The sequence below is a fragment of the Sedimentibacter sp. genome, from assembly GCF_038562225.1.
In the GTDB taxonomy this organism is placed as follows: Bacteria; Bacillota; Clostridia; order Tissierellales; family Sedimentibacteraceae; genus Sedimentibacter.
Map to the genome: position 1 here is coordinate 679,860 of NZ_JBCFAS010000002.1, position 13,934 is coordinate 693,793.

The 13,934-nt window shown below is 42.9% G+C and carries 14 protein-coding genes; 5 read left to right on the plus strand and 9 right to left on the minus strand.

What is annotated here, in order from left to right; translation table 11 throughout:
• Positions 1-298 precede the first annotated feature (298 nt).
• From AAGU76_RS09610 to AAGU76_RS09625, 4 genes are all read right to left on the minus strand, one after another.
• The gene (locus AAGU76_RS09610; RefSeq protein ID WP_342485259.1) at positions 299-979 is read right to left on the minus strand and encodes a manganese catalase family protein; all 681 of its coding nucleotides are present in this window, start codon (positions 977-979) and stop codon (positions 299-301) included.
• A 155-nt stretch (positions 980-1,134) separates the two neighbouring features.
• Positions 1,135-2,385 (minus strand): UV DNA damage repair endonuclease UvsE, encoded by a 1,251-nt coding sequence (gene uvsE / locus AAGU76_RS09615; protein WP_342485260.1) that lies wholly within the window; start codon positions 2,383-2,385, stop codon positions 1,135-1,137.
• A 38-nt stretch (positions 2,386-2,423) separates the two neighbouring features.
• The gene (locus tag AAGU76_RS09620; protein WP_342485261.1) at positions 2,424-3,245 is read right to left on the minus strand and encodes an EFR1 family ferrodoxin; all 822 of its coding nucleotides are present in this window, start codon (positions 3,243-3,245) and stop codon (positions 2,424-2,426) included.
• A gap of 1 nt (position 3,246) precedes the next feature.
• Positions 3,247-4,158 carry a DMT family transporter gene (locus AAGU76_RS09625; RefSeq protein WP_342485262.1) on the minus strand — a complete coding sequence of 304 codons (912 nt, stop codon included), beginning with the start codon at positions 4,156-4,158 and terminating at the stop codon, positions 3,247-3,249.
• Between the two features lie 185 nt (positions 4,159-4,343).
• Here AAGU76_RS09625 and AAGU76_RS09630 point away from each other — a divergent pair, with 185 nt between their 5' ends.
• Complete coding sequence (locus tag AAGU76_RS09630) at positions 4,344-4,625, plus strand: autorepressor SdpR family transcription factor (RefSeq protein ID WP_342485263.1); 282 nt, start codon at positions 4,344-4,346, stop codon at positions 4,623-4,625.
• A complete protein-coding gene (locus AAGU76_RS09635; protein WP_342485264.1) occupies positions 4,609-5,247 on the plus strand; it encodes an SdpI family protein in 639 nt (212 codons plus the stop codon). The genes AAGU76_RS09630 and AAGU76_RS09635 overlap by 17 nt, the downstream gene beginning before the upstream one ends.
• A 57-nt stretch (positions 5,248-5,304) precedes the next feature.
• On the opposite strand, the gene AAGU76_RS09640 is transcribed toward AAGU76_RS09635, so the two are convergent.
• On the minus strand, positions 5,305-6,507 hold the full coding sequence (locus AAGU76_RS09640; protein ID WP_342485265.1) for an FprA family A-type flavoprotein: 1,203 nt from the start codon (positions 6,505-6,507) through the stop codon (positions 5,305-5,307).
• A gap of 234 nt (positions 6,508-6,741) precedes the next feature.
• Between AAGU76_RS09640 and AAGU76_RS09645 the strand changes: the two genes are divergently transcribed.
• From AAGU76_RS09645 to AAGU76_RS09655, 3 genes are all read left to right on the plus strand, one after another.
• Entirely contained in the window at positions 6,742-7,431 is a 690-nt protein-coding gene (locus tag AAGU76_RS09645) for a YjjG family noncanonical pyrimidine nucleotidase (RefSeq protein ID WP_342485266.1), read from the plus strand.
• Between the two features lie 104 nt (positions 7,432-7,535).
• A complete protein-coding gene (locus AAGU76_RS09650) occupies positions 7,536-7,829 on the plus strand; it encodes a hypothetical protein (RefSeq protein ID WP_342485267.1) in 294 nt (97 codons plus the stop codon).
• 8 nt (positions 7,830-7,837) lie between these two features.
• Complete coding sequence (locus AAGU76_RS09655) at positions 7,838-8,773, plus strand: TRC40/GET3/ArsA family transport-energizing ATPase (RefSeq protein WP_342485268.1); 936 nt, start codon at positions 7,838-7,840, stop codon at positions 8,771-8,773.
• Between the two features lie 104 nt (positions 8,774-8,877).
• On the opposite strand, the gene AAGU76_RS09660 is transcribed toward AAGU76_RS09655, so the two are convergent.
• From AAGU76_RS09660 to AAGU76_RS09675, 4 genes are all read right to left on the minus strand, one after another.
• The gene (locus tag AAGU76_RS09660) at positions 8,878-9,399 is read right to left on the minus strand and encodes an HD domain-containing protein (RefSeq protein ID WP_342485269.1); all 522 of its coding nucleotides are present in this window, start codon (positions 9,397-9,399) and stop codon (positions 8,878-8,880) included.
• Positions 9,400-9,473: 74 nt separating this feature from the next.
• A complete protein-coding gene (locus AAGU76_RS09665) occupies positions 9,474-10,931 on the minus strand; it encodes a glycosyl hydrolase family 18 protein (RefSeq protein ID WP_342485270.1) in 1,458 nt (485 codons plus the stop codon).
• Between the two features lie 298 nt (positions 10,932-11,229).
• Entirely contained in the window at positions 11,230-12,117 is an 888-nt protein-coding gene (locus AAGU76_RS09670) for a DegV family protein (protein ID WP_342485271.1), read from the minus strand.
• Between the two features lie 164 nt (positions 12,118-12,281).
• On the minus strand, positions 12,282-13,661 hold the full coding sequence (locus AAGU76_RS09675) for an MATE family efflux transporter (RefSeq protein ID WP_342485272.1): 1,380 nt from the start codon (positions 13,659-13,661) through the stop codon (positions 12,282-12,284).
• Between the last annotated feature and the right edge of the window lie 273 nt (positions 13,662-13,934).

A 13,934-nucleotide genomic window follows, 5' to 3' on the forward strand; every position in this document is an offset into this window, starting at 1 on the left:
AATATCATTATTTTCTGCACTAATCAATATGAATATTTATATTTTTCAGCTGGCAAATATTGCAGGACAAGGTATAAATAACATATTAGTTTTTTTGCGTATAATGTAAAAAAGTTGCTCCGCAACTCCGCTAGGGGGACCTACGTCACCCTTCGGCGTAAATACGCTTGCGCATTTTTGACTCCGCACCCCCCCTAACGGCAAGGACATCCCGTCCTTAGCAATCCTCGTTTTTATATAATAAGAAGGAGAACTTTCTTATTATATAAAAAAGAGATGGCCAGCCATCTCTTGAAATTTATTTTTTTGCATTTGGAGCTGCAAAGCTTGGAGGCTGAGCATTTTCAGAATTGAAGTACTGCCCTCCCGGTGATGACAGGTCGAAGTACAATTTTGAATCGGCCGTAACTCCCCAGCTCTTGTTTGAGCCTGTGTCCTTAACCTTGTTCAGTGCCTCTCTGAACATTGTGTTGTGGGCTTCCTCCCTGTTCAGAAGAAAATCTATAGTTTGCCTTACTCCCTTGTCATCTATCTGTCTGTACAGATATTCATACACAACCTTGGCACGCTGTTCGGCAGATATGTTTGATAAAAGGTCTGCTACCAGGTCTCCGGTCTCTTCGATGTACGCTGCTGTCCATGGGAATCCGGATGCATTTGAAAGCATCGGTGTGAGACCGGTTGATACGTGAGCCTGTATGTTTCCTATGGTAGCATTTTTTGCATCCAGTTCATGTCCGTTCAGCAGGTTGACTGTTGTTGCCACCATTTCCATGTGGCTAAGTTCTTCGGCTGCTATATCTAGAAAAAGGTCCTTGATTTCCTTGTCCTTAATGCGCATGCTTTGTGAAAGATACTGAAGTGCTGCCTTAAGCTCTCCGTGAGGTCCGCCTAACTGCTCCTGCATCATGGTTGCATAGTTTGGATTCACATTGTCTACTTTAACTTCAAACAGAAGTTTCTTGTCATGTTTAAACATAAATTCACTCCTCATAAGGTTTTGTTTTATCTTTTCCCTTAAGGATGAAAATATGCCGAGTTAATCTATTTCAAGAGAAAATTATTTCTTCAAATCAAAACAGTTAAACATTACAAATCTCCATGTTTCAAAATAAATTGCACCATAGAAACAGGCTAAAATAAAAAGTAGTACGAATCCAGCAGATAGCTTTCGCCGTATTTAAATGACAACTTGAAAAGCATCCTTTTTATTTTCAAAAGATCAGATTCTGATCTCATGAAATCTGATACCAACTTTGAAAACTCGTCTTTTTCCTTCTGAGTCGCAGTGTTTTTGAAATAGCCCCAAACGTGCTGCGCAGCATTTATGGCATGACCTTTGTTCATTTCTTCAGTCATGGCGCCTTCTATCAATTCATAAAACTCAACCACGGGGTACTTTTCCTTGTCCTTAAGCAGATGTCTTATTTCCTGGTAGAGTGACGGAGACTTTTCCAGCACTGCATACTTGTACCTGCCCCATTCCTTCTCCAAAATATTTATGTTTCTTTCTGAAGTGCAGTTGATGCACTTGACGCAGGAAAGATTCTTGTCCTTCACCTCCAACATAATGTCAAGATTTTCTCCCTTAACCTGCCCGTAAAAGTTCATGAATTCCTTTACCCTGATGAATTCAGAATGGGAACCCTTCTTCCTGCTTGGGTCCTGCTGTGAATAATGAATTTTTTGCTTTCCGTCTGCTGCTTTCCAGGTTTTATTGCATTGGCTTATCCAGAAATCATCGCTTTGGCTGCCGCATGGATTTGCTGCATTGTGAAGGTTGTCGTACACTACTGGTATGTTCAGGGCAATTCCTGTTTCAAGCACTTCTTCTATGCTGTACATCCTGTCGTCGTTTTCGATGACAAGACGATTTTTCACATTTTCCTTAAGTCTCATGTAGTTTCTTACAAAGCGTTCCAGGGCAGACTTCCTGTTATCGTAGACTCCTCCCACATGCAGCACTATCTTACACTCCTGACCAGCCTTCAGGCTGTCAAGCACGAGGCAATGGTAATCTAAATCTTCCACTGCTCTTTTTACAACATCATCATTGGGTGAGTTTAAAACCGTGTACTGCCCTGGGTGCATGGATACCCTCATTCCGCTGTCCTTTATCTTTTTACCTATTTCCAGGAAGCGGCCCTCAAACATTTCGTGCCAGGGCAGATTGTTAACAGGGCTTGAACCGAACGGTACCAGGCCGGAGGTTATCCTGAACAGCTTTATGTTGTTTGCTGCATTGAATTCTATTATGTTTTCTAAAGTTCTGAGGTTGTGCTCTGTAATTTCTGTCAGCCTTTCGGTGTCTGCATTTTTCATTGTGCAGCTTTTAAAGCCTGCATCTTTAACGCCCACTGCAAGACATGCGTAACCAATGCTCATGATGCCTCCTTAAATAAAAAGAGTTGCTCTGCAACTCTCTAATGCTGTAAAAACAGCTCAGGTTCTTTTCTTTCCCTGCAATCTTCTTCCAGTTCCCTTTTATGCATTACAAAATGTTCATCATCGAAATGCTTTGCCTGTGTAGGGCAATTTTTAACGCAGGCGCAGCACTTGATGCATATGCCAGACATTCTTGACGGATCTTCACTGTCTATGCTTCCCATGGGGCAGACCTCTATGCAAATATTGCAGCCTGTGCAGGAAGGTCCTGTCTTCGGCACGATTTTTCTAAAATCAACGGGATTTCCTTCCCTATCCCTGGGTTTGTAGTAGCTGCTGTAATTTTTGTTTCCCTTTACTTCAACGGGTGAATCTGTTCCGGATTTTATTTTTTCAGATATTTTAGCGGCAAATTCCTCTGCAAGGCTCATGTCCTCACCGTCAGGTCTGCCCTTTGCCAGAACATTTGAAAATGAATGCTCCCCTATGAAGGCACAGCCGGCCTTCACAATAAACCCGGCCTTTTCAAGCAGGTCCTTCAGCTCCACCAGTGCGTCATCGTAGTTTCTGTTGCCGTAAACAACCAGCGCCACAGCTGAAGCATTGTTTCCCCTGACCGCATTTAAAAATTTCAGAAGCACGTTGGGAACCCTTCCGGCAATTACGGGGACTCCTACAACGACCAGGTCATCGTCTGCAAAATCATATTGCACTTCTCTTTTATCCGGCAGGGTGAAGTCGATGATTCTCACGTTCTTTTCGATGCACATTGACCTGGACAGTTCCTCAGCCAGCCTTGCAGCAACTTTTCCTGTTGTGCCCGTTGGGCTGAAATAAAATGCATTTACTAGTCTGTACATTTCACTGCTCCTGATTCATTTTATTCATTTTAATTTTCTTTAATTCACCAAAATCAATTTCCATGACAAAGATGCTTGTTATCATAAGTGCAGCACCGACATAGGACTTCGCAGTCAGCACCTCATTGGCAAACACGAATGCTATTATTCCGGCAAACAGCGTCTCCAGGGAAAAAATCACTCCCACATGGGATGCGCTGGTATACTGCTGGGCGACTGCCTGAACAATGAACGCTATGCCTGTGCAGAACACGGCCAGGAACAGCACCGGTGCCCATATATGGGGACTGGTAGGCAGATGCGGCACTTCGAACACAAATGCCAAAACCAGGTTGAATGCTCCAGTAAATCCAAGCTGGAAAACACCCAGCTGAAACGGATTCACATCATCCTTCTTAACGGCCTTCTCGGTTATTAGAAGGTCTATGGCATACATGAAGCCGCACATAATGGAAAGAAGGTCTCCCTTAAGGTTTGCATAGTTGATGGTGAGGCTGTCCGTAAGCGTAAGAAGCCCTATTCCTATAAAAGACATGGTCACCACAAATATTACCTTCCTGTCCGGCAGCCTTCTGTAGATTATGCTGGATAGAATCGGTGTGAAAATAACGGAAAGTCCGCACAGAAACCCTGTGTTTGAAAGCGTGGTGTACTGAATGCCGAAAGTCGCTCCAATGTATACAAACACAAGAACCACCGAAAGCAATGCGCTGTACATCAATGTGGCTTTAGATACATTCCTGAGTTTTGGAAATGAAAGCACTGCCGCAACGGCAAATGCTATTAGAAACCTGTTTGCATTTAATGTGAACGATCCCATGTCCTCAAGGCTTAAATCAACCAGGTAGTAGGAAACACCCCAGCCGAGAGTGATCAGAAGCAGCATTAAATCCGCTTTTAACTGCTTAGACATTATACCCCTCTTTTATATGTAATATTTTATATTATACATCAAATCCGTAAATATTACAAACATATTCCGGAATATGCCCATGATTCAAAAACTATTTAGATTTTTTTCTAAATAGATATTGACATAAAGTCCATGGCGCAATATAATCTATTTAGATAATTTTCTAAATACCAAGAGGTGATGAGGTGGGATTTCCAGAAACATTTAAGGCTCTTTCCGATCCCGTGCGAAGAGAAATATTGGTCATGTTGAAGGACGGGAAAATGACGGCGGGAGATATATCCCAAAATTTTGACATGACGGCAGCCACTGTTTCCTACCACCTGTCCCAGCTGAAAAAAGCGGGGCTTGTGCTGGAAAGCAGGTTTAAAAATTACATTTACTATGAAATAAACATATCCGTATTTGAAGAGGTTATGTTGTGGTTCACCCAGTTTGGAGGTATTAAAAATGAAGATGAAAATTGACAGGATATTAATTATAACAACCATTGTATGTCTGCTGCCCATTGCGATGTCCATATATTTTTATGACCGCCTGCCGGAGCAGATGCCTGTTCACTGGAACATACAGGGACAGCCGGACAACTATGCATCAAGAGAATTTGCAGCATTTGGTCTGCCCATGCTCATGGCTGCATTAAATTTTATGACGCACATGTTTCTTAACAACGACCCGAAGAAGGCAAATTACTCAGCTGCCCTCAAGAACCTTTCCAAGTGGCTCATACCGCTTCTCACCCTGCTGCTTATGCCTGTAACAATATTTGCTTCTATGGGATACCCCGTGGAGATTCAGGTGGTGGTTCCAATAATCGTAGGTGTCATAATAACCGTATGCGGCAACTACCTGCCAAAGTGCAAGCAAAACTACACCATGGGAATCAAGCTGCCCTGGACGCTGAACAGCGAGGAAAACTGGAACAGAACCCACCGCATGGCAGGCTATCTGTGGACTGCAGGAGGAATAGTTCTTATTCTGGCAACATTTCTGAACCTTAACACTCTGCCGTTGCTTCTTACAGTATTGTTCGTTTTGGTAGCTGTACCGGCAATTTACTCCTACAAGCTGTACAAAAAAGGAATATAAATATGGAATAAAATTGCGTTTCAAACCGAAACGCAATTTTTTATAGGCTGCTTAATGTTACTTCATCGATTCTATTATCCTGGCCGTAAACTCATCCAGCAACTGCTGCTGTTTTCCTTTCATGGATGATGTTATTTCAAAGGGCTGGCATATGAGCTCAACATTTTTCATGGAACATAAAATTTCCTCCATGGCCTTTCCTGCCCTGGGCGCCCATGAACCGTTTCCCACCAGCGCTACCTTGCGGTTCTGGAACTGAAGGGCTGCCATATCCTTCATCACATTTTCCATTCCGTAATACAGTCCCAGGTTGTATGTGGGCGAACCGAACACTATGTGGCTGAACTTCCATGCATCTGATATTATGTAGGAAGGATGTGTCTTGGACACATCGTACATGTGCATGTGGCTTACTCCTTTTTTTGCAAGGCTGTTGGCTATGACGTTCATTACATTTTCCGTGTTGCCGTACATGGATGCGTAAACCAGAAGCACGCCTTTCTTTTCAGGCTCGTACCTGCTCCACAAATCATACTTTCCGATTATGTAATCTATGTTATTCCTCCAAATGGGACCATGCAAAGGGCATATCATTTTTATCTCCCACTGTGAGAGCTTTTTCATGATGGTCTGAACCTGCTGCCCGAACTTGCCCACTATGTTTGCATAGTAGCGCCTTGCTTCCTCGGCAAACGTGCATTCGAAATCCGATTCATCGCTGAATATGTTCCCTGAAAGCGCTCCGAAGGAACCGAATGCATCGGCAGAAAACAAAATCTTTTCTGTCATTTCATAAGTGAACATTACTTCAGGCCAGTGAACCATGGGTGCGAAGAAAAATTTGAGGCTGTGCTCTCCCAGCATCAGCACGTCCCCTTCCTTAACCTCAAGCATGTTCATTTCAAAATCAAAATTGTAGAATTGCTCTATCATCTGAAACGTCTTTTTGTTTCCAACTATTTTGACTGAAGGATAACGCCTTACCATTTCTTCTATGTTTGCGCAGTGATCCGGCTCCATGTGGTTTATGACCAGGTAGTCCAGATTTCTGCCACCAAGAACCTCTGTGATGTTTTCCATGAACTGCCTGCTTATGGACTGGTCCACCGTATCTACCAGTGCTGTTTTTTCATCCATGATCATGAATGAGTTATAGCATACGCCGCCCGGCAGAGGAAACATGTTTTCAAACAGCTCCAGCCTTCTGTCGTTGCCTCCCACCCAGTAAATATGAGAGCTTATGTTTTGTACACAATGCATATGTGCCTCCTATATAACATCCGTTTATATTTATTTAGCTTGATTATTTTCATTTAAATTATACCACAAACAGTAATGTGTTGGAATAATTTTCGTTTTATGAAATAACTTTTAAATTAATTACTGCAGACATTTATTTATGACCGCATCTGACTGATGACTTATTGGTTCTTGCCTGTTGACAATCACCATGATGAAAATGTAAAATAGATGAAACAGTAACAGGAGAAAATTATGAAATATGAAATTATAATGTTTGACGCCGATGACACGCTGTTTGACTTCAGTAAGGCAGAAAAGGAAGCTTTCAGAAAAACAATGCTGGATTACGGCTTTGATTACGACGAAAAATATCACTACAGCATTTATGCCCACATAAACAATTCCCTTTGGAAGGATTTCGATAACGGCCTCATAACTCAGGAAAAGCTTAAGTATGAACGGTTTAGAAAATTCTTTGAAAAGCTTCAGGCAGACATGGATGAATATGAATTTGCAAAATCGTACATGATGAACCTGTCCCAGTCATCCTTTCTTTATGATGACAGCATGAGCCTTGTACAGGATTTGAGCAGGAAGTACAGACTGACAATCATAACAAATGGTCTGACAGCTGTACAGCACAACAGGGTCAGGAATTCTTCCATAGGAAAGTATATGGATGATGTGGTGATTTCTGAAGAAGTAGGACTTTCCAAGCCGGATAAAAGAATTTTTGAACATGCCCTGAACAACATCGGCTGTACGGACAGACACAAGGTTCTGATGGTTGGAGACAGTCTCACAACAGACATACAGGGAGGCATAAATGCCGGTATAGACACCTGCTGGTTCAATCCGGGGAAAATCCAAAACACAACACGCTTCAAGCCAACCTATGAAATTCACAGCCTTACGGCACTAAGAACAATACTTGTAACATGATAAAAAATCACAACTCAGATATATATTGACTTTGCCAAAATATTGAAATACAATCTATTCAAGCAATTGGCACCCGATAGGAAATCGTTACAGAGGAGGACGCATTGGATACTTCAAAAATTAAGGAATTTCTTGAAAATGTGAAACTGTTTTTAGGAGCGGCGACTGATTTCGAAAGAAAGTCAAGGTCCGTTATCTTCAAGGAAGCACACAACGAAATGGATGAATTTATACTTCTGTGCTTTGGCGACATTCTGGGCATACCCATACCCACCACATACTATTCGCTTGAACTTCTGCCGCTCATAGCTGAAGACCTTGACGGATGGCAGAACAGGATGATCAACAGACTTTACGTCTGGGAAGAAAGATGGTCTGATTACGGCTTTGACGCATAGGAGGGGACATGAACAAAATTATTTTTTTCGGTGGAAAAGGCGGTGTGGGAAAAACTACCTGCAGTGCTTCATATGCGGTGTATTCGGCCAATAGCGGCCTTAAGACGCTGCTGGTTTCAACTGACCCAGCGCACTCCACATCGGATATTTTTGAAAAAGCAATAAGCGATGAAATAACCAGCATTATGCCAAATCTTGATGCCATTGAAATCAGCGGAGAGAAAGAAAGCATGATTTACATGAACAATGTGAGAAAGAGCCTAAAGAACATTGTCAGCCCCGTCATAGTGCAACAGATCAACAGGCAGATCGATGCTGCTGCTGTTTCACCCGGATCGGAGGAAGCGGCTCTGTTTGACAAAATGATAGAAATTATTACCGAGAAAACAGAAGAGTACGACAGAATAATATTCGACACTGCTCCCACAGGACACACCGTTAGACTTCTCTCGCTTCCGGAACTTCTGGGAGCATGGCTTGAGACTCTCATTGAAAAGAGGCAGAAATCGGTGAAGCTCATGTCAATGGCCCTGCACAGCGGCCATCCGGACAGAAAGGACCTGGATAACGACGAAGTTATTAAAATACTTAACAAGAGATATGATAAGGTTAAGCTTGCCAAAAAAATAATGATGGATGACAGGCTGCTGTCCTTCATATTCGTCATAAATGCAGAAAAGCTTCCCATAGACGAAACAGCCAAGGCTATTGCAGTTCTTGAGAAATACAACATTTCCGTAGACGGAATAATAGTGAATAAAATACTTCCGGAAAATTCCGAAGACCCGTTCTGGAGGAAAAAGAAGGAACAGGAAAAAATCTACCTGAATATCATAGAAAAAACCTTCAGCGGCAAGAAGATATTCAAACTGCCCATACTTCCTGAAGACATGAAATCCGGCAACATAGAAGACATAGCAAAAAAATTTGATCAGTTCAAATAACAATATGAAACATAAAAGGGGCTGTCACATTGTGTATCCATATCATCTTTCGGGCTAAAGGCTCAGAATGACATGATAATAATCACAGATGCGACAGTCCCTGTTTATTGGTTTGCTGCAGACCAAAATGGCAAAACCAACTGTTTCATCCTTTCAAAGGTGAATATTTCTGTTGCTGAACAGTACTTGTCAACAAGAGAAACAACCATCGATTCCTTGTACCTTGGTGCCCTGAAGGTAAGAGGCCACATGTGCTTTAAGATTATGTCCTCTTCAACAGGGTTTAGGCTGTAATGATTTTTTGCATTTCTAAGAGCAGTCACAGGATGTGTGAACCCGTGAAGACCGCCCTGGGTCTTTGTAATATGCCAGTCATACAGAAAAAAGTCGTGCAGAAGCCCTCCTCTTGCTGCGGATCGGTAATCCAGCCCGAGTTTTTTGCATAACCGGTAGCTGATTCTCGACACTGCAATGCTGTGTTCAAGGCAGCTTACGCTTCCGTGCTGTATGAATTTTTCCATGGACCTGACAGCCTCGTGCTCCAACAGATCCAAGACACACTCATTGTATTCATCCAAAGAATCTGCGCTTCCTGAAAGGTTCCTTGAAAGTTCACTTGATTTCATTAAAAACTCCTGCAAAATTTTGCTTACATTATATTATGGCATTCTGCATTTGTAAATATCATTTTGAACATAAATTATCTGAGCAGCGAATCTGACAGCACACTTAGAAGAATCCTGTTAGGATCCTGGCTGAGCTCCCATATGGCTGCCCCCCCAAGTCCGTTATCCTTTATGTAGTCCGCCTTGTACTTAATGGACTGTTCATCGTCATAGCTGATGAAAATCTTTCCGTTGGAAAGATAGGGAACCTTTGACTGCTCGTGAAAATATCTGGTGAACCCTTTTTCGCTTAGATAATTCTTAGAAATGGTGTTGTAGCTCAAAGACTTAGCTTTTGAAAAAGGTTGAAACAATCCGTTGTTGGCTCCGCTCTTAATCTCATACATGTATCCGTAAAAAGGTACTCCAGCCACCAGCTTAGCAGCCGGGAAACCTGCCGCAGTCCACGCCTTTACGCTTGAATCCAGGCTCCATTTGAACTGGGGCGATGACTTGCTGACATAAAGAGGTGCATTGAAATCAGCATAGGTATCCCAGGCTCCGTGTATGTCATAGGTCATGACCGTGGCATAGTCTAAGTATTGGTGAAACAGTGAAGGTTCAGTGTTTCGTATGTAGTGGCTGCCGGCTCCGCCTGCTATTGTCAGAAGGTAGTGTTTGTTGTCCAGTTCTCCCTGCTTGTCCAGCTTCTCCCTTATGTTTTTCAGCAAAAGAGTGAAATTTTGCTTATCTGCAGGACTCTTGGAATTTCCGGCCATACCTCCGCCCACAGGATATTCCCAGTCGAGGTCAACGCCGTCAAAACCGTACCTGGTTATGAAGTCAACGCATCCCTGTGCAAATGCAGTCCTGTTTGCTTCTGTTGAAGCGGCATCGGAGAACTTTCCGGACCATGTCCATCCTCCCACGGATATGAGAGTCTTCAGGTTGGGATTGGCTTTTTTTAGCCCCTGCAGCAGCTTGAAATTTGCAGGGTCCTTGTCCGGATATCCCATAGTGATTTTGAAATCGGCCCCTATGTTGGCAAATGCATAGTTTATGTGGGTTAAACTGGATGCATCCAGTTTATCCGGTGTAAATCCTGAGTAGGATGACCATGCGGCGTAGTATCCCACCACTCTTCTTTCCTGCTGCTCACCGCTTGACGGAGCTGATGAACCGGCAGACTCTGAAGATATTGTGACCTTCACCGGCTTGCTGGGCTTTGAAAGGTTCCTTTTCAAATCCTTTGCCAGCACGTAAAACTCGTATGTACTGCCTGTTTCAAGGTTGTCCGCTGTGTAAGCGGTCGTCATGGAGGACGCTAGATATTTTCCGTCTTTGTAGATGCTGTAAGCGTTTACTCCTACGTTGTCAGTTGATGCATCCCATATGAGAGTGACCGAGCTATTTGTGGCTGAAGCTGTTTTCAAATTAGTCGGAGCTGTGGGTGGCACCTTGTCCGTCTTAGCTGCGAAAGCATAGTTGCCAGATGACAGCATCATCATGAAGGCAATTACCAGTGCTATCGTTTGCCTGAAAGTTTTTTTCATTAAATCTCCCCCTTCGTTTAACCAGTATAGCACAGCATTGTTTCCAAAAGTAATGCAATATTTGGGAAGAAGGTTTTCTTCTAGAATCCGGACCAGAAAAATCCATGACGTGTGCCTTCGCAATAAAAAACCGGTTTTCACCGGTTCAGGTTGATGACAAAGTAGTTTCCGGCCTTGTCATTCTGAGGGCATAGCCCGAAGAATCTCATGTTTTCAATAAAGATGAGATCCTTCGCTACGCTCAGGATGACATATTCGAGGTTTGTCAATAGTCTGAACCGGTTTTCACCGGTTTAATTCAATCTGTTCGTTTGTTTCCGAAAAAGAAGAGCGCCACGGTTCCGGGCCCTGTATGAGACCCTATTACAGTACCGATGCTGTTTATCATGACTTTTCCGTCAAGCTTCGGGAACCTGCTTTCTACCAGGTCGGCAACCTTTCTGGCATCCTCATAACATGATGAGTTGGATATGAAACACTTGCCTGAATAATCCAGCCCGTCTTTTGCGTTAAGCTCCATCTTTTTGACTATTTCTTCAATAACCTTCTTCTTGCCCCTTATTTTTTCCCTGGGGATCAGTCTTCCTTCTTGGTTTACGTTCAGCAGCGGACAGATGTTGAGCATTGTACCGAAAAGATTTGCTGCTGCGGAAATCCTGCCACCCCGATAATAGCTTGTAAGGTCCGTTGAGAAAAACCAATGGTGGTCATAAAGCTTATTTTCCTGCAGATAGTCATATACCTGTTCAATATTCAAGCCGCTGTCCCTCAGGTCACAGGCCGCATCAACCAACAGGCCGTATCCCGAGGATGCTGCCAGAGAATCCACCACCAGAATTTTTCTGTCCGGATATTTTTCCAGCAATACATCCCTTGCAGCGCATGCGCTGCCGTATGTGCCGGATAATCCGGATGACAGTGAAATATGAAGTATATCCTTACCTTCTTTAAGGAATCCTTCAAATAAGTCATTGAACTGTCCTACGTTAACCTGGGAGGTTGTGGGCTGTGCACCGTCAGAGATTCTTTTGTAAAATTCGTCAAAAGCCATTGACTGTCCCAAGTCATCTTCATATTCCATTCCATCCATTATGAAGTGAAAGCAGACAAACGGCACGTTCCTGGCTTTGAAAAACTCCAGAGGCATATCTGCTGTAGAGCAGCAAGTTACAATATATTCAGACATAATCCAACTCCTTGTTTTTATATAGTCAATATATTACTATTAAGTCCATGAAAATACCGTCGAACTTTATCCTATGAAAAAGTGTACCCAAAATAAGATAAAATGGTAATGGGTTAAACAATCAGCTATATATATTATAAGTCATTGGAATAATATGTCAAGACTCACTGCCCTAAGCTCAATTCAGTATCCTCGCTGTTTTTTCTTTTCTTTCTCCAGAAGTATCTGTAGTACGCCATGAAAAGCAGGGAAGTTACAGCCCAGCTGAGCGGGTAGCTGAAAATGACCGTCTTAACTCCCGGGTACATTGGAACTGCAATAAAAATCCATCCTATCCTAAGACCGCACACGCCTATGCTTGTTAGAAGCATGGGAACCAAAGAGTTTCCCATTCCCCTCAGGGCTCCGGACAAAATTTCTATGAACACAAATGTAAAGTACGTTGGTACCAGGAATCTTAGGATTTCCAGACCTTTTACGATTACGGACGAGTCGGTGGTGAACAGCAGATATACCCGGCTTCCGGCGACATACAGTATAAAGCTCAGCGTTATTGCAGCAGCCATGCACATGATGAGGCACTGCTTAACGCCTTTCTTAACCCTGTCAATCTTTTCGGCTCCGAAATTCTGACCCACAAAGGTTGTGATGGAAACGCCGAATGCCCCCATCATCATCCAGAACAAACCGTCAATTCTTGAGAATGCCGTCCAGGCTGCAACCGTGTCAGTGCCGAACGAATTTATGCTGGACTGTATTATTACGTTGGCTACGTTGTACATAGAAGATTGAAAACCTGCAGGAAGTCCTATCTTGAAAATCTGTCTCAGCTTCTCACTGTCAATTTTAAGTTGTTTTATTTCCAGCTTGTAGGGAGCATCTGTCTTGCCTAAAATTAACAAGACAAGAAATGCGCTCATGCACTGAGATGTTACTGTGGCTATGGCTACCCCGTAAATCCCCAGTCCCAGGGCTGCCACAAAAATCAAGTCAAGGGCTATGTTCACTATGCAGCTTGCAACAAGGAAGTACAGCGGACGTTTTGAGTCACCAACGGCCCTGAGAATTCCTGCTCCCATGTTATAAATCATGTTTGGAATCATGCCCATGAAATAAATCCTTATGTAAATCAGCGAATACCCTATTACATCCTCAGGAGTTCCCATTGCAGATAATGCAATTGGCGCTGCGGCAATGCCAACAGCCATGAACAATGCGCCGCCTATGATGGCCATGGCCACGGCAGTATGAACCGATATTTTCAAGTCATCATATTTCCTGGCACCGAAGTACTGGGATATTATGACCGTGGCACCGGAAGAAAGACCCACAAAAAAGCCGACTAGCAGGTTTATTAATGTACCGGTCGTACCACCCACTGCCGACAAAGCTTCCTTGCCTATAAAACGTCCAACTACTATGGCGTCGGTTGTGTTGTAAAGCTGTTGAAAAAAAGTCCCCAACAAAATCGGAAAAAAGAAAATAAGAATCTGTTTCCAGATTACTCCCTCTGTTATATCATATTTGTTTGTATTATGTTTCATTTATTAACCCCATTTAAAGTATCATCATGATGTTACATCCTGCAGTTTCACTTGTCAACAAATTAAATACAAAATCTTTCAGCATTATTTCCTAAAAAACCGCTCAAAAAAGACAGGCGTTGTTTATATTGCATGTCTTCTTCCGGTTTGTGCCGCTAAAATCCGATACTGCCTTCATATGCTCCTTGTTATGATTAAAAGCGGATAAAGCCTTGAATCTATCACGTATACTTTAGAACCATCATCAACAAAAAACTGAAGCAGGCATTAACC